Here is a 22,803-nt window from a genome sequence, read left to right as displayed (position 1 = left end):
GTGGCCGCGGGACTTGACCGCGGGCAAGCGACGGCTACGCTCGGCGCCCCGGCCGGGGGCGATGGCCACCCGGCCGCCAGGCCTCGCGCGCCCGCGCGTAGGAGCCTCGTGAAACTGGCGAAACGCCGTGGTGGTGCTCAGCGGCCATACCCCTGGCGTGGCCCCATGGGGGTGATGCCGGGAAGGGTGGGCGGCCGGTAGGCGCGTGTCTGCTCGCGTGCGCGGCGTCATGTCCCGGCCTTCTGCTGGGCCTGTTCGCGTCGCGTGGTGGCCATGGCGGCAGCGGCCGGGTGACGGCGGGCCTGGTCTTCACCACGTTGTACGGCGGCGGGGAGCTGGTGGTGGTGGTCGAGCTCGGCCGTCACGCGCCACTGGTCGGCGAAGCCGGGCCAGAGCGTCTCCAGCCGGGCCGCCTTCTCCTTCTCCAGCGCGGCGGCGAAGGACCGTGAGCCGGTCAGGAGGCGCAGCCGCCGGTCCAGGTCCGTCACGCTCATCCCGGCGGGCATGCCGTCCAGCGCCTTCGCTCGTGCGGCCTGCTCGGTGCGGCCGGCGACCTCGACGCGGCGCGCGGCGGCGGCCCGTTTCTCCTGCGCCTGCTGCAGCCGCTCGGCCAGCCGGGAGCGCTCGCCGCTGGACAGCCGGCCGCCGTAGCGCCGCTGCAGCGTCGCCTCCAGCTCAGCGACCGTCCGCTCGGCGATCTCGACCGTTGTGTTGAACCCCTGGTTCAGGCCGCCCGTGTCGACGGTGACGACGCGCGGCCCGTAGTCGCCCCAGCCGACAGGGACGTCGCGCAGCTCCACGTCCCCCAACCGGAACGAGGGCAGCACCCCCAGATATCCGGTGATGGGTGTGTCGCCGACCTGTCCCGTCGTCGTGGCGAGCGCACGCAGGCCCGCCTCCTCCGCCACCTCCTTCGAGACGCCGAGGGTCCCGTAGGTGTCGAGGAGGAACCACCTGGGCCTGCCGCCGTTGATCGAGGCCTCGACGGTGGGCAACGGCTCCAGGCTCGTCATGGGTATGCGCGTGCTCTGGGCGCCCCGCACCTGCCAGGGCGCCTCGCCCAGGTGCGTGTACAGCTTCGCGAACGCCTCGTCGTTCGGCCTGCCGGTCTGCCGCAGCAAGGGGATGGCACGAGAGTGCTGGTCCTGGCGCACGTAGCACTCCGCGAGTCGTTGCCTGGGGGCGACGTCGTCCGGGGCCAGGCTGACGGCCCTGGTGAGGAACCTCTCCGCGCTGTCGAACCGGTTGGTCAACAGGGCGATGTATCCCCGCTGCGCGATGGCGCGGACATTGTCTGGATCCGCACGCAGCAGGCGCGCGTACGCGCGGTCGGCACTGTCGAACCGTCCCGCCTTGAAGAGCTGGTCCGCGCCGGTCCCTGTCACGTCGGCGCCGGCCGGGCCGGCCCCCAGAACGGGAAGCGCCGCGAACGTCATCCCGGCTGCTCGAAGCAACCCGCGTCTGTCGATGTTCCTCACCGCACACTCCTTGGTTGTCTCCGGTGATCGCCTTTCTACGGGCAGGGACCTATCGGCAGGCGATCACCGGGCCATACACCAGCCATAGGTCGCGACCGGGATGATGATGGCCGGGCGGTCGCCGTCAGACCGCGAAGTCCGCCGCGCGCTGGGCGGCCCACTGCGCGTAGGTGAAGGCGGGGCGCCCGGTGACGTCCTCGACGACAGGCAGGACGCGAGCGCTCTGGCCGTCCCTGGCGGCCAGCCCCTCGACCAGGTCAGTGATCGCGGGGGCGGGCATCCCGTGGCGCCGCAGCTGCTCCTCGAACCGCTCCCGGGGCAGCTCCTCGAACCGCAGCGGCCTGCCGATCGTCTCAGCGATGATCCCGACGCGGTCGATCTGGGTCAGCGACTGCGGTCCGGTGAGCTCGTAGGCCTGGCCGGCCTGCTGGTCGATCAGGGCGCGGACGGCTACCGCGGCGATGTCGCGCGGGTCGACGGGGGCCAGCGCGGCGTTGCCGTACACGCCGCGCACGACCCCGCCGTGGGCGATCTGGGGGATCCAGGCCAGGTCGTTGGTCATGAACGCGTCGGGACGCACGAAGGTCCACGGCAACCCGGACGCCTCGACGGCCTGCTCAAGACGCAGGTGCTGCTCGCCGACCCACCCCGGCGTGGAGTACGTGACGGCCGCCGAGGACAGCAGCACGACATGCTGCAAGCCGGCCTCCTTGGCCGCTTCGAGGAATCCTTCCACCGCGCCGAAGACAGGGAACAGGAACGCCCGCTCGGCCCCGGACAGCGCCGCCGGCAGGGTCTCCGGCTGGGCGAGGTCGCCGGACACGACCTCGACGTCGTCCGGGAACGAGGCCTTGCCGGGATCACGGGTGATGACGCGGACCTTCTCACCTGCGTCAAGGAGCTGGCGGACCACGTTGCCGCCGACGTTTCCGGTGCCACCGGTAACCAGAATCATGATTGACATGCCCTTCTACTTATTCATGGGGTTTGCCGGATGAGCGGCGAGCGTCAGCCCGCCGTCCAGAGCCGGAGCTTGTCGGGGTTACGTACTCCCCAGATGTGCGTGATGCGGTCAGCCGTGACTCCGAACGCCAGCACCGCCATGGTGACGCCGTCCACCTGGAGCACCAGGCCGGGCAGGCCGTTGACCGTGCGCTCCAGGATCGCCAGCCCGGGCGCTTTGCCGGCGAGCTCGGTCAGGTAACGCGCCACCTCCTCGCGGCCTTCGACCGGGTGGAGCACGGCGCTGACGAGGCCGCCGCCGTCGCCGATCGCCAGGACGTCGGGGTCCAGGAGGCCGATGAGGGCGTCGATGTCCTTGGCCTCCCAGGCCAGCTTGAAGTCCCGGACGATGCTGCCGAGCCGCGCGGCCGGAGCCGTCGGCGTCTGCGACGCGCGGAGGCGGCGGCGGGCGGAGGAGGCGAGCTGGCGGCACGCCGCGGGGGTCCGGCCGACGATCTCGGCCACCTCGGCGAAGGAGTAGCCGAAGACGTCGTGCAGGATGAGCGCGACGCGCTCGGCCGGAGTCATCGTCTCGAGCACGACGAGGAAGGCCATGTTGATCGACTCGTCGAGGGTGACCCGGTCGGCCGGGTCGCCGCCGGGCCGGCCGGCGCTCCACTCCGTGCGGTCGGGCACCGGCTCCGGGATCCATTCGCCCACGTAGCGCTCCCGCCGGGCTCGCGCCGAGCCGAGGATGTCGAGACAGACGCGACTGGCCACCGTCGTCAGCCAGCCGCCGGGCGACTCGATGGCCTCCTGCTCCTGCCGGGACATGGCATACCAGCGGGCATAGGTCTCCTGCACGACATCCTCGGCGTCGGCCAGGGAGCCGAGGAGCCGGTAGGCGAGATTGATGAGCTGCCGCCGCTCGCTCATGATCGCGCTCAGGCTCGGATCGAGCCCGTCGTCCGCCGGTCCTGCAGGGGTGGTCATGGTGTCCCGCTTTCCTCTGGTGCGTCCGTCAACAGCGGTACGACGAGAGACCCTCCCGAAATGTGAGGTCGGCACGTCGCCTGACATTTGGCGGGGGTGTCTCGTCGTACGGCTGCAACGCACACGGAACCCCCTTCCAGGAGTGACTCAGCATGACGACCACCAGGACCACGCTCAGCGAGCTGACCGGCGACTACGTCGTCGACCCCGCTCACACCCGGATCGGGTTCGTCGCCCGGCACACGATGGGCAGCAGGGTGCACGGTCAGTTCGACGAGTTCGAGGGTGGCGCGTACCTGGACGGCGACGAGCCGTCGAAGTCCAGCGCCCGGCTCACGATCCAGGCGAAGAGCATCCAGACCCGCAACGCGCAGCGCGACGAGCAACTGAGCGGCAAATTTCTGAGCGCGGACGACCACCCGGCCATCACCTTCACCTCGGCCGGGGTGAGCCAGACCGGCCCGGCCACCTTCAAGGGCGCCGGTGACCTGACCATCCGCGGGGTGACCAGGCCGGTCACCTTGGATTTCGAGCTGACCGGCGCCGAGAACGACCGTTCGGGCGACCGCCGGGTCACCCTGCGAGGCGGCGCGGTGATCAGCCGCAGGGACTGGGGCGTGGACTGGAACGCCGCGATCGGCGTCATGGTCGGCGGGAAGGTGAAGCTGGAGTTCGACGTCGTCCTGATCCGGCTGTCCTGACCAGGTCGGCGCGCGGTCGTTCGGGCCGCGCCGAGCGGGCCTTTGACATTTTGGCGAAATATGTCAATCTGATAATCGTGAGCACTGCGGACCAAGAACGCGAGCGGACGATCCTCGACGCGACGGCGGAGCTGCTGCTTCGGATCGGCTACAACAAGCTGACGATGGCGGACGTGTCCGACGCCGTAACCCTCCACCGAGGGCTGGTGTACCTGGTCTTCAAGAGCAAGGACGAGCTGGTCGAGGCAGTGATCCAGGACCAGCTGAACCAGTACGCCGATGCCTGGCGCGAGCACCTGGAGGCCGACCCCCGGGCCGGCAGCGTGGCGAGCGTCTACCGGGCCATGATGGGGGCGCTCAAGGCGCTGCCGCTGGCGGCCGCCATCGTCGCCCGGGCCGAGGACGTCTTCGGCAAGTACCTGCGCAAGCGGGGGAGCGTCTTCGAGCGGCTGCCGGAAATCAGCGGAAGCCACGACTTCCTGCGCGCGATGCGGGAGGCGGGAGCCGTCCGCCGCGACGTCGACGTGCGGGCGGTGGCCTACATCCTCGACGCCCTGACGCCGGCCATCCGGCACACCTTCCAGGAGCCGGCGGGCGCTGACGTCCCGTCCTCGGCCGCGGTGCTGGAGGTGGTGGAGAAGATGATCGAAAGCGCCCTGCCCCCAGCCGAAGGCGCCGATCTCGCCGCGGGCAAGGGGATCCTTCTCTCGCTGCTCACGCGGACCACATCCGCATTCAACGAAGCGAAACAGTGAATCTCGGCGCCCCGCGAGACGGCCGCCGGCACGGAGGTTTGATCATGAAGGTTGTCCTCGTCACCGGAGCATCGTCGGGGATCGGCAAGGCCACCGCACTGGAGCTGCTGCGCGCCGGGCACATCGTGTACGGAGCGGCTCGCCGTACCGGGCACATGGCGCCGATCAGCGCGGCCGGTGGGCATGTCCTCCCGCTCGACATGCGCAACCCCGAGGATCTCGAACGCGTCATCGACACCGTCGTGACCGAGCAGGGCCAGATCGACGTCCTGGTCAACAACGCGGGCACCGTGCTGCACGGCGCCGCCGAGGACGTTCCTCTGGACCTGGCCCGCGACCAGTTCGAGGTGAACGTCTTCGCCCCGGCCAGGCTGGTCCAGCTGGCTCTGCCGCACATGCGCGAGAAGGGGACGGGCACGATCGTCAACGTCTCGTCCATCGGCGGTGAGATCACGCTGCCGCTCGGCTGCTGGTACTACGCGACCAAGCACGCGCTGGAGGCCTACTCCGACACGCTGCGCCTGGAGGTCGAGCCGTTCGGCATCGACGTGGTGATCATCCAGCCCGGCATCATCAAGACCGAGTTCGAGGACCACACCGGGCGGGACCTGCGGGAGATCTCCGGCGGCACCGCCTACGGCGCGATGGCCGAGGCCATGGCGCGCAAGAGCGAGACGCAGCTCGGCGAGCAGACCCCGGCGTCGGACCCCGGCGTCGTGGCCGCGGTCATCCGCGAGGCCATCGAGGCGGCCAAGCCGCAGACGCGGTACGCCGTCGGCTACATGGCCGACAAGCTGCTGGAGCTCAACCGGACCCTGCCTGACCGCGAGTGGGACAAGCTCGCCATGAACGCCACCAAATAGGTCACTGTGAACAAGAGCAAACGCAGGTGGTGGGCGCTCGCCGCGCTGGTGCTCACCTCTCTGGCCGTGGGCTTCGACATGACCATCCTCAACCTGGCCCTGCCGGCCATGGCCGAGGACCTGCACGCCGACAACGCCCAGCTGCAGTGGTTCATCACCGCCTACACGCTGACGTTCGCGGCCGGGATGATCCCGGCCGGGATGCTGGGTGACCGGCTCGGGCGCAGGCGGATGCTGCTGGCCGGGCTGATCATCTTCGGCCTCAGCTCGCTGGTCGCCGCCTACGCCACCTCCGTCGGCATGTTCATCGCCGCCCGCGCGGTGCTCGGCGTGGGGGCCGCGCTCATCATGCCCACGGTGATCGCGCTCCTACCGGCCCTGTTCGAGGTCGAGGAACGGCCCAAGGCGATCGGCACCCTGGCCGGCGCCTCCATGCTGGCCTACCCCATCGGCCCGACCCTGGGCGGCTGGCTGCTCAACCACTTCTGGTGGGGCTCGGTCTTCCTCATCAACATCCCGGTGGTGATCATCGCGGTCGCCGCGGTCCTCGCGTGGCTGCCCGAGTCACGGGCCGAGCAAGCCAGGAGGATCGACTGCTCGCTCCTGTCCGGGACCCACCTCAGCCGTCAGCGCCGCCTGCGGTCAAGTCCCTCACGGAAGCTCAGCCCGGCGGTGGCCACGGGACTTGACCGCAGGCAAGCGACGGCTACGCTCCCGGCCGGGCAGAGGCGAGACGACCTGGGTCCTGCGCTCCTGACTGTGCCCGTTGGTGACGGCTACGGCCGCGCCGGAGGGAAGTGCCGGCCGAGGATCTGCGCCACTCGGGCAGTACGACTACCGTCGAGGAGCTTGGCGCGTTGGTGAAGAACCGGCTCAAACGGATGCAGTACCGCCCTGCACTGATCACCGGCTTCATCACCAAGACCAACTTGAGCCCCGTCTACAACCTCAGCCTTTAAAGCTCTCTAGCGGGCAAACTTAAGTAGCCGTCTAAAAAATGATCATGCCCTCAGTTGGAGGGTATCGCTCGGGCCTTGACCAAGGCAGCTTCCCGAATCTGCTTGTACTGACCGATCTGTGGCTCCCACTCTTTGAGCACCTGCTGCTGGTAGTAAGCAAAACGGGCACGTTCCACCCGGGACTTACCGGTCCGCACACTGCATTCGGCATCCGCTGTCGCGATACGGATCTCTTCGGGATGTGCCTGCTTATGCGCCACGCTCTTGTCGTCGTAGGCTCCGGCGGCCGCATCTCATGCGTCGCCCCAGACCTTGAACGAGAAGCTCTTGGAGCTCATGCATTGACGCCAGGGCTCCATGGCTGCGAGCACCTGGGGATCCTTGCCCCACCGGCTCTTCAGAGGGATGCCCAGCCCGTTCATCACTCCGCTGGCGCGGATGTATGTCTGAAGGTCGCCGTACAGTTCCATGTGCGCGTTGCCGACACAGCCCACGGAACGCCCCTTGTCGAGAGGCAGCCATGCAGTCACGGACCTACCTGTACGACCTTCTCGTCTCGACGATCTTCACCGAGGGACTCGATGAGGACGACCTGTGGGCGCTGGGATTCAGCGCCCTGTGGATCACGGGCGCGGACCTCGGCACCCTCGCCCCGGCCTTCCACCTGGACCTCGCCACCCGCACCCCCTGCTACCTGAGCGAGATCCTCGACCACCACCTCGACGACGGCTCCCGCTGGGTGGCCGAGGTCAACGGCTGGATCGGCATCGTGCCGGCGCCCTTCGACGATGACGCGTCCCTGATGTCCGTCACCCAGGGCGGCCGTCAGGCCCTCAGCTTCAGCATGGACATCCACGGCAGGGAGTACTTCAAGTACGCCCGTGACGGGCGCATGATCGTCTCTTTCGTGTCCAAGCCTGATCGGAGGTTCGGTGACGATCCGCACGCGCTCGATCGCCTGATGGAGGGACTGCGCTTCCAGGTCACCGATGACGACGTTGACCCTGTGGAGGCGGACGAGAGCGTCAGCTCCGCCTTGGCGCTGATCGGACGGATCACCGAAACCGACATCGCCGCCGATTGGTTCCAGGCGCGGCACTCGCGCATCGGCGACCCCTCCTGGCACCCACCCAGACCTTGAACGCAGGATTGGCCGGGAAACGATCATTCCCATCCTGGGAAGCGATCAACGATTCCCTGACTCGCCCGCAGGTCAGGGCCACTCGTGAACACCCCTGAGGTCACGTTCGGGAGGAGGACGCCGTCATGGCCGGGCGGTGAGGGGGGCCGGGCCGCATCCGCCATGGCCATGTTCCCGGCGGGATTCGTGGCTTACTACCTGTCGACGGCGTCGGTCACACGCTGCCAGCTGTCCAGGTCTGCGACCCGTGCTTCCAAAGCGGGGCGCATGCCCGTCGCGCTGGAGGCGCCAAGGGCCAGGCGCAGCGGAGGGTTGGGGCTGTCGACCGCGGTCCGGATGCCTGCGGCGATCCGCGTCGCGGCGGAGAACGCGGACGCCGGCAGCTCTCCGATGCCCTTCTGAACCTCGCGGACAGTCTGGTCGTAGTCGCCCAGGCCGGCTGCGACATCGAGGTTGGCAAGGAAGGGGGTCGCGGTCAGCCCGGGCTGGATGATCGTGACCTTGATGCCGAGCGGTGCGACCTCGGCCGCGAGCGCGTCCGACAGCCCCTCGACCGCGTACTTGGTGGCGGCCAGCAGACCCACGCCGGGATGGGCGGACTGCCCGTAGACCGACGAGCCCTGGAGGATGTGCCCGGATCGCTGGGCGCGGAGCACCGGCAGCGTTGCGCGGAGCACGTTGAGCACTCCGAAGACATTGGTGTCGAACACGGCACGGACCTGCGTGTCGGAGGCCTCCTCAACGGCTCCGAACAGTCCGTATCCCGCGTTGTTGGCCACGACGTCGATGCGGCCGAACCGTGCGAGCGTGCCTTTCACTGCGTCCCGGACGGCTCGCTCGTCACGTACGTCCGCCTGGATGAGAAGCAGGCGCTCACCGTGCGCTTGCGCCAGTTCGTCCAGGGAGGAGGTGTCGCGGGCGAGGGCCGAGACGGTGTCGCCGTTCTCCAGTGCCTGGAGCGTCAGTTCGCGGCCGATGCCGGACGTCGCGCCGGTGATCAGCCATGTGCGGAGGTGGGTCTGGTGGTTGAGTGTTCCGTTCATGTTGCGACCGTAAGCTGTTAGCTCGCAACAAGTCAAACTAGATCGACTGGGAGGTTGCTCACTAGCTTGATTAGCGCCGCTCACGCTGATGTACTGTGGGGGGATGATCACTGCGGCGGCCGGATCCCCCAAACCCAGCCTGCGCACCGTCACGCCGACGGTGGAGACCGTTCTCGCGTTCGTGAACACGCGCGCGGACGGATCAGGTCGCCGAGAGTTGTTCGGGGACGGGGACTCGTTCGCGGCGTGGCTGGCGGAGCGCGACGAGTTCGGTGGCGAAGCCGTGGTGACCGACGCTGACGCCGCGGTCGCGCGCGAGCTGCGTGATGCCCTGGTGACTGTGCTGCTCGCGCACTCGGGCGATGAGGAAAGTCTGGGTGAGCCGCTGCTGCGTGCCGAGCGGCACCTGCGACGTGTGGGTTCGCTCTACCCGCTGGCGACGGTGGTCACGGCCGGCGGTGTAGAGCTGGCCTCGCCGCAGGCGGGGGTGCCGCGCGTGTTCGGAACCGTACTGGCTGCGGTGACGACGTTTGCGCAGAGCGGCGACTGGGGGCGCATCAAGGCGTGCCGGAACCCCCCATGCCATTTCGGTTTCTTCGACCGCACCCGCAATGGGGGAGGGCTGTACTGCAGTACTGGCTGCGGCTCTCAGGTGTCCATGCGCAAACACCGCCAGCGGCAGCGCCATGGCAGTGGTGCGCCGTCCGAGGCGTGAGACCGCCCTTCCAGCGAGGAAGGATGATCATCCCCACCGGCAAGCGCAAGGGTCAGAACCCTGGCCTGGCCAGTATCTACCGGGCACTCGCCGAGCACGAGAAGCGCCAGGCGTACCCCGAAGCCGTCGAAGCGGCCCACGCCGACTTTGCCACCTTCCAGGTCGGCGTCCTCCTCCCGAACGTGACCTCAACCGCCAGGAGGATGTGCGTTACCTTCGACGATCTACTCATAAGGCGCAACCATCCCATGGATCCCGGCGTAGCGGCGCATTGTCCCTCCGATCGCCCCGGAGCCAGGACGATCGGGCCTCACCTTCTCCGACCGGATGATCGCGACGACTAAACGACCGGACCGACACGGCTCGCCGGGGTGGTGGGCCAGTGGCTCGCCGCATGGGCCAGAGCACGGCCTTCGAGCAACGCGACCAGCTTCTCGAAGAGGGCGCCTGCCGCTGGTGCCGCCCAATCGTCCAGGAGGAGTTCGCGCGGCAGGCCGGGGTCGCGGAAGGGCAGCTTCCGCCAGTCGTCGATGACGGCAAGGTATGACACGAACGCGTGTTGCCCGTCGATGACTCCCGAGCGCTCGAGCACGCGCGTCTCGTCTTTGTGCCTGTCGATGAACTCGCGGTATCGACGGTCGATTCCCTCGAGGTCCCAGCAGGCGTGGACCATCGTTCGAAGGTCCTGGCCTGCGGCGTAGTCACCGACGAAGACAGCGCAGTGGCGCATGAGATCGAGTTCGCCGATAGCGCGCTCAGCGGCCGGCAGCATGCGGGCCGGGGCGATCCAGACCGCCGAGCTGATATTGCCGAACCCGAGCGATGACAGGTGCGCGCGGAGCTGGTTCCGCTTCGTCCGGGTCGACTCGGGCACCGAGAAGTTGACGACGCACCAGCCGTCGGAGAGATCCGCCGGCTGCCGGGCATGCCAGATGATCTTGTCGCCGTCGGCAAGGGATTCGAGCGCCTCTGCTGCCAAGGAGTAGCCGCGGGTCCCTTCGCGTGTGTCCGGGACCAGCCAGCCACGTTGCTTGAGCCGGAAGACGCCGGTGCGGACGCTTGATTGGTCGAGGCCGAACTGGCCGAGCAGCTCGACCGTGCCCGCGATCGGCATCCAGTTCCCCATCCGTCGCACGATGGCGCCGAGAAAACCGATGAGCACGGTGCGTGACTGGTGGGAGGGGGTGATCGTGTCTACCGGATCCATGTCGCTCATCTGGCTCATGATGCCTGATCCACGGTGCCGGAAAATCCTGGTCATGAGGCGCCGAGCGCTGTGAGCCACTGCTGTGGCCACGGTGCGCTCTTGCCCGTCTGAGGATCGATGTGGACCGTGACGAACCGTCCGTGCGCGGCACGGGTGCGGGGTCGCCCGGCGAACGGCTCGCCCCAGAGCTCGAACGCGAACGTCATCGAGGCTGTGCCGATGCGAACGATTTCGACGATGGTGGTGGCCTCCTGCCCGAAGCGAAGCGGTGATTCGAAATCCACCTCGTATAGGACGCGCGGGGCTGAGGAGAAGTAGCCGTCGAGGCCGCGCTCACGCATGAGCGTGGCCTCGGCGGCCTCGACGTACCGCACCACGGCCGTATTGTGGTAGATCCCTGCGGCGTCGGTGTCGATCCACTCCACGCGCACACGGTGAACGCCGGCCGTCCCGGTGTCTCGTGGAGCCGTCACGGGCCCACGGTGACGCGGTCGGGGGTCCATCGCAGATGGACGTTGTCCGTCTCCGGGGCGCGCAGCAACGCCAGGCGCGGCGGGATCTTGTCGGTACGCGAGCTGGGCGGCTTGCGGCGGCCGGCGGCGAACTGGTCCGGCCACGGCGCGCCGGGGCCGCGGTACTCCTGCTCGGCGGCGGCCTGAAGCGTCCACTGCGGGTTGTAAAGGTGGCTGCGGCCCAGCGCGCACAGGTCGGCGCGGCCGGCGAGGAGGATCGAGTTGACGTCGTCGTATGACGAGATCGCGCCGACCGCGATGACCGCGACCCCCGCGGGGCCGGCGACCTCGTGCCGGATCCGGTCGGCGAACGGAGTCTGGTAGGACCGCCCGAAGGCCGGCTTCTCCGCCATGGTCACCTGTCCGGAGGAGACGTCGATGGCGGCGGCGCCGTGCTCGATGAACGCGCGGGCGATCTCCACCGCGTCGTGCTCGGTGTTGCCCTCCGGGACCCAGTCGGTCGCCGAGATGCGGATCGTCACCGGAATCGGGGTGGGCACCGCCGTACGGACGGCGTCGAACACCTCGAGCGGGAAGCGCAGCCGGTTCTCCAGGGACCCGCCGTATCCGTCGGTGCGGTGGTTGGCGATCGGCGAGAGGAACGAGGAGAGCAGGTAGCCGTGGGCGGCGTGCACCTCGATCAGGTCGAAGCCCGCCTCGACGCCGCGGCGCGCAGCGGCGAGGAAGTCGGCGACGACCTTGTCCATGTCGGCCCGGGTCATCTCACGCGGCATGTGGCAGCCGGGTCCATAGGGCAGCGCGGAAGGGCCGGTGACCTCCCAGTTTCCCTCCTCCAGCGGCTCGTCGAGGCCCTCCCACATCAGCTTGGTCGAGCCCTTGCGGCCGGAGTGGCCGAGCTGGAGCCCGATCCTGCCGGTGGTTCGGGTGTGGACGAAGTCGGTGACCTTCCGCCACGAGTCGCGCTGCTCGTCGTTCCACAGCCCGGTGCAGCCCGGCGTGATCCGCCCCTCGGGCGAGACGCAGACCATCTCGGTCATCACCAGGCCGGCGCCGCCGAGCGCCTTGGAGCCGAGGTGGACGAGGTGGAAGTCGCCGGGAAGGCCGTCCACGGCGGAATACATGTCCATCGGCGAGACCACGACGCGGTTCTTCAGCTCCAGCCCGCCGATCCGTGCCGGCTGGAACATCGCCGGCGCGACCTGTTCGAGCCCGTTGGCCTTCGCGAACTCCGTCTCGATCAGGTCGGCGAACTCGGCATCGCGTTCTTTGAGGCTCTCGAACGTGATCCGTCGCGACCGGGTCAGCAGGTTGAAGCAGAACTGCGCGGGCTCCTGGCCGGCGTACATCCCGATGTTCTCGAACCACTCCAGCGACGCCTGCGCCGCACGCTGGGTCGACTCGACGACAGGCCTCCGCTCGGACTGGTAGGCCTCGAGGGATTCGGCCACCGTCGGATGCTCGTGCAGGCAGGCGGCCAGCGCGAGCGCGTCCTCCATGGCGAGCTTGGTGCCCGAACCGATGGAGAAGTGCGCGGTGTGGGCGGCGTCGCCCAGGAGCACCACGTTGCCGGCGTACCAGCGCTCGTTGCGGACCGTCGTGAAGTTGATCCACTTGGAGTTGTTCGTCAGCACGGTGTGGCCGCGCAGCTCGTCGGCGAAGATCTCCTTGATCCGCGCGACCGCGTAGTCGTCGGACACCCCGGGCGGGAAGACCTCGCCCTCGGTCGCGTCGAAGCCGGCCCGGCGCCACACGTCCTCGTGCATCTCGACGATGAAGGTCGAGCCGGTGTCGGAGAACGGGTAGCCGTGAATCTGCATGACGCCCCACTCCGTCTGCTTGACGAAGAACTGGAACGCCTCGAAAACCAGATCGGTGCCGAACCAGATGTACTTGTTCCTGCGTACGTCCAGCGACGGCTTGAAGACATCGGCGAATTTGGTCCGGATGGTGGAGTTGAGCCCGTCGGAGGCCAGCACCAGGTCGTACGTTGCGCGCAACTCCTCGACGTCGGGCGCCTCGGCCCGGTACCGGACGGTCACGCCGAGATCGGCGGCCCGCTTCTGCAGGATGTGCAGCAGCTCCTTGCGCCCCATCGCCGCGAAGCCCTGGCCGCCGACGGTGAACGAGGTGGCGTTGAACGTGATGTCGATGTCGGTCCAGCGGGCGAACCGGCTCTCCATCTGCTGGTAGATCACCGTGTCGGCGTTCTCGATGCCGCCAAGGGTCTCGTCGGAGAAGACGACGCCGAAGCCGAAGGTGTCGCCGGGGGCGTTGCGCTCCCAGACGGTGATCTCATGGGTCGGGTCAAGCTGCTTCATCAGCGCGGCGAAGTAGAGTCCGCCGGGGCCGCCGCCCGCGATCGCGATCCTCATGACGGGTTCCTCCCCGAGGTGCGGATCATGCCTTCCTGCACGACGGTGGCCAGATGACGACGGTCACGGGTGAAGAAGCGGCCGATGCCGAGGCCGCGGCCGCCGTCCGCCGCCGCCGCGTCCTGGACGTAGAGGAGCCAGTCGTCGACCGTCCCGGATGCCAGGGGGCGGTGGAACCACATCGCGTGGTCGAGGCTGGCGGTGACGAGCCCGGGTTCGGCCCAGGGCAGCCCGAGCACACGCAGGACGGGCTCGAGGATGGTGTAGTCGCAGACGTAGGCGAGCGCGGCGAGGTCACGCTGCTCGTCGGTGAGCCCTTCGACACTGCGCAGAGTGTCGAACGGCTTGACCCAGACGGCCTGGTGCGGCACCTGCTCGCCATCGATGCTCAGGTAGACCGGGCCGGGGACATGGCGCATGTCGAAGCTGCGGCCGGCGGACCAGTAGGCCTTGGACTCCTCGGTCATGGTTCCGCCGCTGCGGCTTTCGAGGTAGGCCGCGGTGCTGGGCAGTTCCTCGGGGCCGGGGAAGCCGGCGGGGAACTCCGCGGCGAAGGTCCCGCCGGGCTCGCCCGCGGCGAAGCCGGCCAGGCACACGTAGAGCGGCTTGCCGTTCTGGTAGCCGCGGACCTGGCGGGTGCTGTAGCCCCGGCCGTCGCGCAGCAACTCGACCTCGTAGCGCACGTCTGCGCCGATGTCGGCGGGGCGCATGAAGTAGCTGTGCATCGAGTGCAGCGTCTTGCCGTCGGTCACCGACCGCATCGCCGCGGCCGCGGCCTGGGCGACCAGGTCGCCGCCGTACGCCTTGGGCCACGGGCACGGCTGGGTGACGGCCGTGAACGCGAGATCGAAGTGTTCCGGCTCTGCCTCGGTGAGGGTGACCGCGGCACAGAAGACCGCCGAGGTCTGCGGAGTCCGTGCCGTCATCGACGTCCCGGCGGTCATCGGCTGAGCCAGCCCGGCAGATCGGTGTCCGGGACGTCGGGCAGGTTGACGACGATGTTCTCCGGCGTGCGGGTCGTCATCCAGGTCAGCGGCCTGTCGCGGTCCAGGTTGCACTCGACGTGGGGCATGAACGGCGGGACGAAGACCCAGTCGCCCTCCTCGAGGTCGACGTAGTCCTCGAACCTGTCGCCGAAGTAGATGCGGGCACGGCCCGAGAGCACGTAGCCGCCGGTCTCGGCCTCGCCGTGGTGGTGCGGGACCGAGCGATAGCCGGCCTCGTTGCCCACCTTGCCGAACCAGAGCTTGGTGGCCGGGGTGTGCTGGATACTGACGCCGGAGATGCGGGTCGCGCCGTCGGACTGCCCGGTGTCGCCGGCCTCGAGGCCGCCGCGGGTCACCACCGGGACGACCAGGCCACTCTCGGTGGCGTACATCGAGTTGTCGCCCTCAAGGGCGTACTTGCTCAGGTCATGCTCCATGACTGGCTCCTGGATTGTCACTGGTGAGCGGGGCCGGCGTGGAAGGCCACGGCGTTGCGCAGCGTGCCGATGCCGGGGATCTCGGTCTCGACGACGTCGCCGTCGACGAGATAGCGGGGCGGTTTGCGACCGGCTCCGACGCCGCTCGGGGTACCGGTCAGCACGACGTCACCGGGGCGCAGGACGGTGAAGGTGGAGATGTAGGCGAGCAGGTCGGCGGGGTCGAAGACCAGGGTGCGGGTGCTGCCGCGCTGCACCTCCTCACCGTTGACCCGGCAGATGACCTCCACCCCTGCGGCCACGTCCACCTCGTCGGGGGTGACGATCACCGGGCCGATCGGCGTCGACCGATCCCAGGCCTTGCCCTGGAACCACTCGCTGGTGCGGTTCTGCCAGTCGCGCACCGAGACGTCGTTGGCGACGGTGTAACCGGCGATCGCGGCGGCGGCGACGTCCCGGCCGGCCCGCCACAGCGCGGTCCCCACCACGACGGCGAGCTCGGCCTCCCAGTCCACCTTGAGACCGGCCGGCAGCTCGATCGGCTCGCCCGGGCCTATCAGCGTGTCGGCGTACTTGGTGAACAGGGTCGGATAAGCGGGGAGCTCACGCCCCATCTCGAAGATGTGGTCGCCGTAGTTCAGGCCACAGCAGACCACCTTGCCCGGAGACGGCAGGGGCTGGACGGGGACGGCCCCGAGGAGCGGGTCGGTGAGGTCGTCGAGGCGGATCGGCCCGGCGGACATCAGCGCCGACAGGTCCGGGGCAGGCAGCCGACGCCAGATGCCGTCCTCGTCCAGGGCGGCGGCGGTCGATCCAGCTTCGGTGATCACGGTCGCAAACCGCATACATACCTCCCAGACTCCCTTAGGTGTCACAGAATATTAACGACCGTCTAGAAAACGCAACATAGATGCGCTTAGATGTGGGGGCGACCACACTCGCGACCGAGGAGGAATCCGTGACCCCCGACGCCATCAACCCCGCCTCCCTGCCGGCGCCGAGCGGTTACTCCCACGGCACGCTGGTGGGCAACACTCTGTACCTGGGCGGCCAGACCGCCCTGGACGCCAACATGCAGATCGTTCCCGGAGGGATCGTCGAGCAGTTCCGACAGGCGTTCGGCAACGTGCTGACCACGCTCGCCGCCGCGGGTGGCGTACCTGCGGACCTGGTCAGCATCACGATCTACCTGACCGACGTCCCGGACTACCAGGCGCACGGCAAGGAGATCGGCCGAGTCTGGCGCGAGCTGGCCGGTCCGGTCTATCCGGCGATGGCGGGGATCGGCTGCACGGCGCTCTGGCAGCCCGAGGCCATGATCGAGATCCTCGGTGTCGCGGTGATTCCCGACGAGCGGCTCAAGCGCCCGGAGTCCTGACCGGGACACGCCAAGCCAACGTCTTACACAATCTCGACGCACGCACTCAAAGAGAAATTAAGACGTAACGTCCCGGATCTAGGGTCAAGGCACCTTTCATTCTTATGATGGCCGTCACGATCGTGACATTCAGGGAAGGATCCCGGTGTGGCCGAGAGCCCGTACTGGAACCCGAAGACGGAGGCGCTCGCCCGGGACGACCTGCGCGCCCTGCAGTTCGCCAAGCTGCGGCGCGTCGTTGAATGGGCCGAGACTCGCAGCCCGTTCTACCGCCGCACGTGGGCGGCGGCCGGGTTCACCGCGGACCAGCTGAAGAGCTGGGACGACTACCAGCGCATCCCGTTTCTCACCCGGGACGAGTGGATGGCGAACCAGGCGGAGCTGCCACCCTACGGCGACCTGCCCGTGACCGGGGCCGCGGGCGCGATTCGCATGCACACCACGAGCGGCACTTCGGGGCGCACGCCACTGCGGGCGCTCGACAGCCGCAAGGACTGGTTCTGGGCGGCCGAGATGTGGTGCTACGCCCTGTGGGGCATCGGGATCCGACCGGCCGATGTCGGCTATCTGGCCTTCGGGTACGGCTCCTTCATCGGTTTCTGGGGCCTGCACAACGGGCTGGAGAAGATCGGGGCGTTGACCGTCCCCGGCGGCGCGCAGACCACCACGCAGCGAGTCAGGCAGATCATCGACTTCGGCTGCACGGTGGTCGCGACCACGCCGACGTACGCGTTCCGGATGGCCCAGGAGGCCCGCGAGCTGGGAGTCGACCTTCCGAGCTCGGCCGTACGCACGGTCGTCCTCTCAGGTGAGCCCGCGGGGATGATTCCCGAGACGAAGGCACTCATCGAGGCCGAATGGGGCGCGAAGGCGTTCGACACCGCGGGGATGACCGAGATCTCAACGATCTTCATGTTCGAGCCGGCCGACCAGCCCGGCGGCTGCCACATCATCGAGGACCACTTCATCGAGAAGGTCTACGACCCCGAGACTCTCGAGGAGCTTCCGTACGGGGAGCGGGGTGAGCGCGTCACCACGTCGTTCGGCCGCAGCATCATCCCACTGATCAAGTACCGCACCGCGGACGCGGTCGTGAAGGTACCCCATACGACCGCCGCGAACGGCCGCACCTTCGACCTCTACGAGGGCGGCATTCTCGGTCGCGTGGACGATATGAAGCTGGTGCGCGGCACCAACGTGTACCCGCGGGCGGTCGAGGCGATAGTGCGCGGTTTCCCGATCGAGGAGTTCCAGATCCGGATCGAGAAAGTCGAGATGCGCGATGAGGTCTTCCTGACGGTGGAGCCCGCGCCGTCCCTCGACGACGGCGCATGGGCGGACGTGGAAGGCCGGTTGCAGACCGAACTCGCCGATGCCCACGAAGGCCTGCGCTTCATCATCGAGCGTGCGGCCCCCAACTCACTGCCTCGCTTCGAGCTGAAGGCCAAGCGCCTTCAAGACCTGCGCTGAAGGGTTGATCTCCATGGCTGCCGATCTCCTCAACAGTTCCTTCACCGGCCAGGAGGCCAAGCTCGTCGCCGTCTACGAGGCTCTCAAAGAGCTCGCCGGCGACGACATGCCGCCGTGCGCCGCCAGCAACGTCCGGGTCGCACTCGCGGCGCTCAACGTCGCCGTGATCGATCTTGGCCTGGTGTACGAACACCTCACCGACTACGGCTGCTGAGATCCGTTCCGCCGCGCGCCGGCCTACTGGCGATGCCTCGTCCGCTGATCTTCGCGTCAGGATCTCTACAGGGTGACCACGGATTCCGCCGGGGTAGCTGGTCCATTAGAGTTGCGCGAGCGTTTGCCGTGACTCATGGGGTTGAGAAGATATCGCCACCAACGATCTGTCCCCTGCAGGGGCACTGCGATTCAACCCGGAGATCTGGGTCAGCACGGGGAAAGGCGTCCGGGAGGCCGCTGACGATCTGGCCCGGGGCGTGGACGCGTTCTGCCGGGCGATGGATGAGCGGCCCTTCGGTCAGGACGATCTGGGCCGGGCGTTGTTCGAGGGCCATCCCGAAGCAGGCGTGCCGGGGTTCGCCCGACTACGTGACGATCTGCTGAAAGACCCGGTCGTGGCGGTGAACCTGCTCCGCGGGATGGCGGCCGGGTTGGTCGTCACCGGGGGCAGGTATGCCACAGCCGAGGCGGCGAACACCGGGGTCCCGTACGCGCGGCTGTGCCTGAAATGACTGAAGGATCCGGAGGAGTACAAGCCCGAGCCGGGCCCGAGCGGCCTGCCGACGACCACGACATCGAAGTCACCGACGAAAGGCCGAGCTGACCGTTCCCGCGCCTCAGTGTCGATCCCCGCGGATCTGCAGAATCCTGTTGTTCGTCCTCCGCCCGATGCATGATCGTTCAGCGAGGGGCGCCTCATGGCGTTCCACGCCCGCAAGGTCATGATTCTCACCCCGTCATCTCGGGAGGGGTACGCCGCGGCGTGCGCCGCCCTGGAGCTCGCCCCCCACGACGGCGGCAACCGCGTTTGGACCTGATCATCCCCACCGACAAACGCAAGGGGAAGACCCCGAGCCCGGTCAGCATCTACCGCGCCTTGACCGAGCACGACAAACGTCAGCGTCACCCCGGTGCCATCGAACAGGTTCGCGCCGACTTCGTCGCCCTCCAGCTCAGACCGGAGCCTGATCAGCGAGACGCGCGGACTGCCGGGCCTGTACTAGCTGCCCGCTGGCTCCTTCGGTGCGGGCTGTCAAACGCCAGGCCAGGGCATATCCGCCCGATTTTTCGCGAGCACTACGGGGACCCCCGTAGCGCCGGGAGGCAACACCGGGAGCGGCCAGGAGGGATCGAGGCGCCAGTCGGGCCACCCGGCCCTGAACGCCCCGTGGCGGCCCTCGATCATCGCCATCGCCTCGTCACGGGCGGCCTGCACGTAACGGTGTTCGGCGTCGGTGACGACGCCCAGCCTTCTGGCGCGAAGGTATTCGTCTTCGTCCTTCCAGGCACAGGAGGACAGGTCCGGTGCCACAACGAGGTCGACGAACAGGTCGAAGGTGTCGAGGCCGTCACGGGTCCGTGCATAGGGCCGCTGGAAGTTGATGTACCAGCGGTCCAGACGGTGATGGGTGAAGAACAGGTTGACGCTGAAGTACGTGCCGGGGGTGAGGATGCTGAGCCAGGTGGTCTCGCGCCACGTCCAGTGGCCCAGCTCCCATCGCCGGGCGGCGAGGTGTGCGATCGCCGCGTCGCGGGCCCCGCTGTCACCGGTCTGCAGCCAGTCGATCCAGGCGGTCGGGGCAAGACTCTGGATGCCGGGCCAGTAGGCCAGCACCAACTCCTGCTCATCGTCGCCGACCACCCGATGAGGCGATGCCGTCCATACTCTTCCGGCGAAGACGTCGCGGCGGATTGCCGTGGCGCCCACGGGAAACCGCGCCGCTGCGAAGAGCGTCATGGGCGCATGATGGCACGCTGATCAGGCGCCACCTCCGGTGTGGCTCGCGGCGCGCAGGCTGTGGGGGTGCGCCGCCGCTGCTGCGGTGAGGTCGCGCGGCTGCTGATCGGCTTGAGGGGCCGCCTGGAGCCGCAAGATGATGCGGGACGCTGCGGTCACGACGTGGGTGCGGCTGTTCGCGGGGGCGCATGGCGGCGACCAGGAGCCTGTAGGCGTGCGGCCAGGGGATGCGTTCTTGCTCGAGCAAAAGCCCGCTGCCGTGGTCGATCGCATGCCGGCAAAGCAGCGCATACAGCTCCTGCTCGCCGGCGGTGAGATGGGGCAGGCTGCTGCGTTGCGGGCCGGCGCGGTCGGTCGACAGGTGCCTGAACTGCTTCAAGGCGGCGGTGTCGGTGAGGATGGTGCGGGCGGCGATGCCCAGTGCGCGCAGGCCGCTGACGAACTGCAGGCCGGGGGCGTCGATGTCGCCCCAGTAGATGACGGTGCGGGCGGTGCGCACCCAGGTGATGCGGGCGTAGTTGACGACGCTGAATCCGTGGCCGTGCAGTACGACGGATCCGGGATGATCGTCGGTGATGGCGTATCCGGTCTCCTTGTTCTCCAAGATGATCACGGTGTGTGGTGGATGCTGCCATTGGTTGAGGTCGTCGACCGAGGCGGCGAAGTGCCGCATTCCGCCCACGTGTGCGCGCAGGCCCGGGTCGAGCACGGCGACTTGGATGAGCTCTGGTGGGGTGCGCAGCCCGAGCCGATGGTGCAGGCGCATGCGGGCGGAGACCGGTGAGGTGTCGCCTGCTGTGGGGTCGGGGGCGGTGGAGTCTTCGCGGGCTCCGAGCAGGGCCAGCACCAGAACGTGATGCTGGAGGAGCCACTTGGTGTCGATTCCTTCGATGGGCAACTGCCGCAGTAGCAGTGATGAACGCGGTCCACGTCAAGGAGAGATCTTCACCGTACGCGCGGCGGCTGACCTTTTCGGGCTCTGACTCGCTCCTGATGGAGTGGTGGCAGAGCAGCCCGTGAACATAAGTCGCGTGGCCTGAAATTCTGCGATCGCTCGCGGACACATAGGGATTGAAACCCTCTGAGCGTTCGGAAGGTCTGACGAGGATGACGCGTGGATGAAACAGACAACCGGGCTCGGTTCGAGGCTGTGTACCGGCGAACGTACGAGCAGATCCTCGGCTACGCCACGCGGCGCTGCTCCTGCGCCGAGGACGCGGCCGACGTCGTGGCTGAGACCTATGTGATCGCCTGGCGGCGGATGGACGAACTCCCGCACGGCGAGGCCGACAGGCTCTGGTTGTACGGCGTGGCCCGGCGGGTCCTGGCCAACCACCGTCGCGGCGAGCGACGCAGAGCCACCCGGCACGCCGAGCTCACGGCCGAAGCCGAGCTTTTCTACCCTCCAACCTTCTCCCAGAGCGGGCCTGACGAGGTGGGCCAGGCCCTGGACACGCTTTCGGACAATGATCGCGAACTGCTGGCTCTGGCCGTCTGGGAAGAGCTCGACCCCGGACAGATCGCCGAGGTGCTGGACTGCTCGCGCAACGCCGCCCGCATCCGCCTGCACCGGGCCCGCAAGCGCTTCGCCAAAGCCCTGGAGAAGATCCACTCATCGGTCCGTCTCGAAGCGCGGACGCTCATCGAGAAGGAGTCACCGTGAACAACGACCAGATCTTTAGGAGCCAGGCGAGGGTGCTGGACAAGGATCTGGCCGGCTGGGCGTCCTCCACGGGGGCGGACGCGCTGCTGGCGGAGATCGTCCTGCTGAAGCAGGCTCCGGCCCGGCGGCGTTTCGTACCGTCTCCACGCCGGATCCTGCTCGGCGTAGTCGCGACCGCCGTCCTAGCGGGAGCCCTGGTCGTCGGGCCGTCCCTGTTCAGGGCGTCCGAGCAGGTATACGCCAGCCAGGCCGTGACGATCGACCGCGACGGCGACGAGTACGCCTTCTACATCACCGACGGCGATCCCGACCCCGCCGAGTTGGAGAAGGCCTTCCGCAAGGTCGGCCTGGACAACATCACGGTGAAGCTGATCCCCGTCTCGCCGCAGCAGCGATCCCCCGTCGTCGGAGTTGACCTCGGCAAGGCCGGCTCCGGTGCTCGGGCGTCGGTCACCATGTCCGACTGTGCCGAGCGCGTCGAAGGATGCCTGACGGCCTTCCGCATCACCGCCGATCTCAAGGGGCCCGCGCAATTACGCCTGGGCCACCCGGCGAAGCCCGGCGAGAAATACGCCTACCCCGCCGACGCGAGTTGGCCGGGCGAGGCGCTGGCCGGAGTGAAGCTCCAAGGCCGATCCGCCGGCGAGGCGGCCCGCGTCGTGCGCGAACACGACCTGAAGGTGGCCTACGGGCTCGACTGGCCGCTGAGGAGCGGGGAACAAGGTTTCCAGGTAGAGGAGAACGTGCCCGCTTCCCGCATCGACCCCAGCTGGGCGGTCGCGTCGGCTAAAACCTACAACGACGGCGTGATCATCCTGCACGTCGCGCCAGGCCCGGACGCGACCTGGCCGCCTGGCTTCTGATCGATGCAAGATCGATAGCGTACGCGGCCCCCGACGTCCCCCGCGAGAGAGCTCTCGGGGGCTGCGTCCAAGGCCTCCCCATCGTTGTTATCCCGCACTGGCCTGCTCGGCCTTTGATCGGGTCCGTGCCAGCCGGCAGGATCGGTGGCCCAGTTGCCGTGGATGAGCGCGCCGTAACGCAGGGCGTGTCGGTGGACGCGGCGGCGCCAGCGCCGGAAGCGGGCTCGGCAGGAGTCCGAGCAGCACACCGCGTCCGCCTGCAGCCGGGGCTGCAAAGGGGGTCACCCATGGAACTTCTGCTGGGCATAGCGATTGTCATCGCGATCATCTACATGGTCGACTCGAACGGGGACAGCGAGGAGCATCCCGGGTGGCGGGGGATTCCGAAGCCGAGGATCGACTGGGAGAAC

At 68.3% G+C, this 22,803-nt stretch carries 27 protein-coding genes and 1 pseudogene; 13 read left to right on the top strand and 15 right to left on the bottom strand.

Going from position 1 to position 22,803, the window contains the following annotated elements; all coding sequences use genetic code 11:
- Positions 1–227 precede the first annotated feature (227 nt).
- From ACWDS7_RS29995 to sigJ, 3 genes are all read right to left on the bottom strand, one after another.
- Positions 228–1,478, bottom strand: coding sequence for a tetratricopeptide repeat protein (locus ACWDS7_RS29995; protein ID WP_451931990.1), 1,251 nt, complete (start codon positions 1,476–1,478; stop codon positions 228–230).
- Between the two features lie 124 nt (positions 1,479–1,602).
- Positions 1,603–2,442 carry an NAD(P)H-binding protein gene (locus ACWDS7_RS29990; RefSeq protein ID WP_451931989.1) on the bottom strand — a complete coding sequence of 280 codons (840 nt, stop codon included), beginning with the start codon at positions 2,440–2,442 and terminating at the stop codon, positions 1,603–1,605.
- Between the two features lie 44 nt (positions 2,443–2,486).
- Positions 2,487–3,413, bottom strand: coding sequence for an RNA polymerase sigma factor SigJ (gene sigJ, locus ACWDS7_RS29985; protein ID WP_451931988.1), 927 nt, complete (start codon positions 3,411–3,413; stop codon positions 2,487–2,489).
- Positions 3,414–3,565: 152 nt separating this feature from the next.
- Here sigJ and ACWDS7_RS29980 point away from each other — a divergent pair, with 152 nt between their 5' ends.
- From ACWDS7_RS29980 to ACWDS7_RS29965, 4 genes are all read left to right on the top strand, one after another.
- Complete coding sequence (locus tag ACWDS7_RS29980; RefSeq protein ID WP_451931987.1) at positions 3,566–4,114, top strand: YceI family protein; 549 nt, start codon at positions 3,566–3,568, stop codon at positions 4,112–4,114.
- Positions 4,115–4,191: 77 nt separating this feature from the next.
- On the top strand, positions 4,192–4,869 hold the full coding sequence (locus ACWDS7_RS29975; RefSeq protein WP_451931986.1) for a TetR/AcrR family transcriptional regulator: 678 nt from the start codon (positions 4,192–4,194) through the stop codon (positions 4,867–4,869).
- A 44-nt stretch (positions 4,870–4,913) separates the two neighbouring features.
- Complete coding sequence (locus ACWDS7_RS29970) at positions 4,914–5,732, top strand: oxidoreductase (RefSeq protein ID WP_451931985.1); 819 nt, start codon at positions 4,914–4,916, stop codon at positions 5,730–5,732.
- 6 nt (positions 5,733–5,738) lie between these two features.
- On the top strand, positions 5,739–6,596 hold the full coding sequence (locus ACWDS7_RS29965; RefSeq protein ID WP_451931984.1) for an MFS transporter: 858 nt from the start codon (positions 5,739–5,741) through the stop codon (positions 6,594–6,596).
- Between the two features lie 145 nt (positions 6,597–6,741).
- On the opposite strand, the gene ACWDS7_RS29960 is transcribed toward ACWDS7_RS29965, so the two are convergent.
- Positions 6,742–6,951, bottom strand: a complete 210-nt coding sequence (locus ACWDS7_RS29960) for a hypothetical protein (RefSeq protein ID WP_451931983.1) — start codon at positions 6,949–6,951, stop codon at positions 6,742–6,744.
- A 33-nt stretch (positions 6,952–6,984) separates the two neighbouring features.
- A complete protein-coding gene (locus ACWDS7_RS29955) occupies positions 6,985–7,221 on the bottom strand; it encodes a hypothetical protein (protein WP_451931982.1) in 237 nt (78 codons plus the stop codon).
- Between ACWDS7_RS29955 and ACWDS7_RS29950 the strand changes: the two genes are divergently transcribed.
- Entirely contained in the window at positions 7,212–7,832 is a 621-nt protein-coding gene (locus ACWDS7_RS29950) for a DUF6461 domain-containing protein (protein WP_451931981.1), read from the top strand. The two genes, ACWDS7_RS29955 and ACWDS7_RS29950, sit on opposite strands and share 10 nt — an antisense overlap.
- A 194-nt stretch (positions 7,833–8,026) precedes the next feature.
- Here the strand turns inward: ACWDS7_RS29950 and ACWDS7_RS29945 are convergent, their stop codons facing one another.
- Positions 8,027–8,875, bottom strand: coding sequence for an SDR family NAD(P)-dependent oxidoreductase (locus ACWDS7_RS29945; protein ID WP_451931980.1), 849 nt, complete (start codon positions 8,873–8,875; stop codon positions 8,027–8,029).
- Between the two features lie 103 nt (positions 8,876–8,978).
- Between ACWDS7_RS29945 and ACWDS7_RS29940 the strand changes: the two genes are divergently transcribed.
- Entirely contained in the window at positions 8,979–9,590 is a 612-nt protein-coding gene (locus ACWDS7_RS29940) for a CGNR zinc finger domain-containing protein (RefSeq protein ID WP_451931979.1), read from the top strand.
- A 23-nt stretch (positions 9,591–9,613) separates the two neighbouring features.
- On the top strand, positions 9,614–9,934 hold the full coding sequence (locus ACWDS7_RS29935) for a hypothetical protein (RefSeq protein ID WP_451931978.1): 321 nt from the start codon (positions 9,614–9,616) through the stop codon (positions 9,932–9,934).
- Here ACWDS7_RS29935 and ACWDS7_RS29930 read toward each other — a convergent pair.
- Genes ACWDS7_RS29930 through ACWDS7_RS29905 form a run of 6 tightly spaced genes read right to left on the bottom strand, consistent with a single transcriptional unit; the run spans position 9,931 to position 15,910 of the window.
- Positions 9,931–10,806, bottom strand: a complete 876-nt coding sequence (locus ACWDS7_RS29930) for a PaaX family transcriptional regulator (protein WP_451931977.1) — start codon at positions 10,804–10,806, stop codon at positions 9,931–9,933. The two genes, ACWDS7_RS29935 and ACWDS7_RS29930, sit on opposite strands and share 4 nt — an antisense overlap.
- A 41-nt stretch (positions 10,807–10,847) precedes the next feature.
- On the bottom strand, positions 10,848–11,222 hold the full coding sequence (locus ACWDS7_RS29925) for an acyl-CoA thioesterase (protein WP_451931976.1): 375 nt from the start codon (positions 11,220–11,222) through the stop codon (positions 10,848–10,850).
- 44 nt (positions 11,223–11,266) lie between these two features.
- Entirely contained in the window at positions 11,267–13,642 is a 2,376-nt protein-coding gene (locus ACWDS7_RS29920) for a bifunctional salicylyl-CoA 5-hydroxylase/oxidoreductase (RefSeq protein ID WP_451931975.1), read from the bottom strand.
- Positions 13,639–14,568, bottom strand: coding sequence for an acyl-CoA thioesterase (locus ACWDS7_RS29915; RefSeq protein ID WP_451931974.1), 930 nt, complete (start codon positions 14,566–14,568; stop codon positions 13,639–13,641). The genes ACWDS7_RS29920 and ACWDS7_RS29915 overlap by 4 nt, the downstream gene beginning before the upstream one ends.
- Before the next feature lie 14 nt (positions 14,569–14,582).
- Entirely contained in the window at positions 14,583–15,065 is a 483-nt protein-coding gene (locus tag ACWDS7_RS29910) for a cupin domain-containing protein (RefSeq protein WP_306871739.1), read from the bottom strand.
- Positions 15,066–15,082: 17 nt separating this feature from the next.
- Positions 15,083–15,910, bottom strand: a complete 828-nt coding sequence (locus tag ACWDS7_RS29905) for a fumarylacetoacetate hydrolase family protein (RefSeq protein ID WP_451931973.1) — start codon at positions 15,908–15,910, stop codon at positions 15,083–15,085.
- A 113-nt stretch (positions 15,911–16,023) separates the two neighbouring features.
- On the opposite strand from ACWDS7_RS29905, the gene ACWDS7_RS29900 reads away from it, so the two are divergent.
- The 4 genes from ACWDS7_RS29900 to ACWDS7_RS29885 all read left to right on the top strand — a co-directional run bounded on the left by ACWDS7_RS29900 (position 16,024) and on the right by ACWDS7_RS29885 (position 18,641).
- Positions 16,024–16,443, top strand: coding sequence for a RidA family protein (locus ACWDS7_RS29900; protein WP_451931972.1), 420 nt, complete (start codon positions 16,024–16,026; stop codon positions 16,441–16,443).
- A 147-nt stretch (positions 16,444–16,590) separates the two neighbouring features.
- Complete coding sequence (locus ACWDS7_RS29895) at positions 16,591–17,913, top strand: phenylacetate--CoA ligase family protein (RefSeq protein ID WP_451931971.1); 1,323 nt, start codon at positions 16,591–16,593, stop codon at positions 17,911–17,913.
- 13 nt (positions 17,914–17,926) lie between these two features.
- Positions 17,927–18,127 carry a hypothetical protein gene (locus ACWDS7_RS29890; RefSeq protein WP_306871750.1) on the top strand — a complete coding sequence of 67 codons (201 nt, stop codon included), beginning with the start codon at positions 17,927–17,929 and terminating at the stop codon, positions 18,125–18,127.
- Positions 18,128–18,386: 259 nt separating this feature from the next.
- Positions 18,387–18,641 carry a hypothetical protein gene (locus ACWDS7_RS29885; protein ID WP_451931970.1) on the top strand — a complete coding sequence of 85 codons (255 nt, stop codon included), beginning with the start codon at positions 18,387–18,389 and terminating at the stop codon, positions 18,639–18,641.
- A 521-nt stretch (positions 18,642–19,162) separates the two neighbouring features.
- Here the strand turns inward: ACWDS7_RS29885 and ACWDS7_RS29880 are convergent.
- The 3 genes and pseudogenes from ACWDS7_RS29880 to ACWDS7_RS29870 form a co-directional block, all read right to left on the bottom strand.
- Positions 19,163–19,771, bottom strand: coding sequence for a DUF402 domain-containing protein (locus ACWDS7_RS29880; protein ID WP_451931969.1), 609 nt, complete (start codon positions 19,769–19,771; stop codon positions 19,163–19,165).
- Positions 19,755–20,633: a Wadjet anti-phage system protein JetD domain-containing protein gene (locus tag ACWDS7_RS29875; protein ID WP_451931991.1), complete on the bottom strand. Its 879-nt coding sequence runs from the start codon at positions 20,631–20,633 to the stop codon at positions 19,755–19,757. Before ACWDS7_RS29875 ends, ACWDS7_RS29880 begins: the two co-directional genes overlap by 17 nt.
- Positions 20,634–20,711: 78 nt before the next feature.
- Positions 20,712–20,786, bottom strand: a pseudogene (locus ACWDS7_RS29870) (DUF3322 domain-containing protein); the annotation flags it as partial.
- A 195-nt stretch (positions 20,787–20,981) separates the two neighbouring features.
- Between ACWDS7_RS29870 and ACWDS7_RS29865 the strand changes: the two are divergent.
- On the top strand, positions 20,982–21,530 hold the full coding sequence (locus ACWDS7_RS29865) for an RNA polymerase sigma factor (RefSeq protein WP_451931968.1): 549 nt from the start codon (positions 20,982–20,984) through the stop codon (positions 21,528–21,530).
- Positions 21,527–22,393: a hypothetical protein gene (locus ACWDS7_RS29860; protein WP_451931967.1), complete on the top strand. Its 867-nt coding sequence runs from the start codon at positions 21,527–21,529 to the stop codon at positions 22,391–22,393. The genes ACWDS7_RS29865 and ACWDS7_RS29860 overlap by 4 nt, the downstream gene beginning before the upstream one ends.
- The last annotated feature ends 410 nt before the right edge of the window (positions 22,394–22,803 follow it).

This window comes from Streptosporangium sp. NPDC003464 (assembly GCF_053588315.1).
The sequence above is the reverse complement of the archived record's forward strand: the minus strand, read 5'-3'. Positions and strand labels throughout refer to the sequence as shown.

What these genes read in the sequence shown, in the direction of transcription:
- ACWDS7_RS29910 (WP_306871739.1), bottom strand. Translation starts at nt 15,065, where the DNA reads ATGGAGCATGACCTGAGCAAGTACGCCCTTGAGGGCGACAACTCGATG.
- ACWDS7_RS29890 (WP_306871750.1), top strand. Translation starts at nt 17,927, where the DNA reads ATGGCTGCCGATCTCCTCAACAGTTCCTTCACCGGCCAGGAGGCCAAG.
- ACWDS7_RS29945 (WP_451931980.1), bottom strand. Translation starts at nt 8,875, where the DNA reads ATGAACGGAACACTCAACCACCAGACCCACCTCCGCACATGGCTGATC.
- ACWDS7_RS29940 (WP_451931979.1), top strand. Translation starts at nt 8,979, where the DNA reads ATGATCACTGCGGCGGCCGGATCCCCCAAACCCAGCCTGCGCACCGTC.
- ACWDS7_RS29970 (WP_451931985.1), top strand. Translation starts at nt 4,914, where the DNA reads ATGAAGGTTGTCCTCGTCACCGGAGCATCGTCGGGGATCGGCAAGGCC.
- ACWDS7_RS29920 (WP_451931975.1), bottom strand. Translation starts at nt 13,642, where the DNA reads ATGAGGATCGCGATCGCGGGCGGCGGCCCCGGCGGACTCTACTTCGCC.
- ACWDS7_RS29905 (WP_451931973.1), bottom strand. Translation starts at nt 15,910, where the DNA reads ATGCGGTTTGCGACCGTGATCACCGAAGCTGGATCGACCGCCGCCGCC.
- ACWDS7_RS29935 (WP_451931978.1), top strand. Translation starts at nt 9,614, where the DNA reads ATGATCATCCCCACCGGCAAGCGCAAGGGTCAGAACCCTGGCCTGGCC.
- ACWDS7_RS29950 (WP_451931981.1), top strand. Translation starts at nt 7,212, where the DNA reads ATGCAGTCACGGACCTACCTGTACGACCTTCTCGTCTCGACGATCTTC.
- ACWDS7_RS29990 (WP_451931989.1), bottom strand. Translation starts at nt 2,442, where the DNA reads ATGTCAATCATGATTCTGGTTACCGGTGGCACCGGAAACGTCGGCGGC.
- ACWDS7_RS29875 (WP_451931991.1), bottom strand. Translation starts at nt 20,633, where the DNA reads ATGCGCCTGCACCATCGGCTCGGGCTGCGCACCCCACCAGAGCTCATC.
- ACWDS7_RS29980 (WP_451931987.1), top strand. Translation starts at nt 3,566, where the DNA reads ATGACGACCACCAGGACCACGCTCAGCGAGCTGACCGGCGACTACGTC.
- ACWDS7_RS29915 (WP_451931974.1), bottom strand. Translation starts at nt 14,568, where the DNA reads ATGACGGCACGGACTCCGCAGACCTCGGCGGTCTTCTGTGCCGCGGTC.
- sigJ (WP_451931988.1), bottom strand. Translation starts at nt 3,413, where the DNA reads ATGACCACCCCTGCAGGACCGGCGGACGACGGGCTCGATCCGAGCCTG.
- ACWDS7_RS29930 (WP_451931977.1), bottom strand. Translation starts at nt 10,806, where the DNA reads ATGAGCGACATGGATCCGGTAGACACGATCACCCCCTCCCACCAGTCA.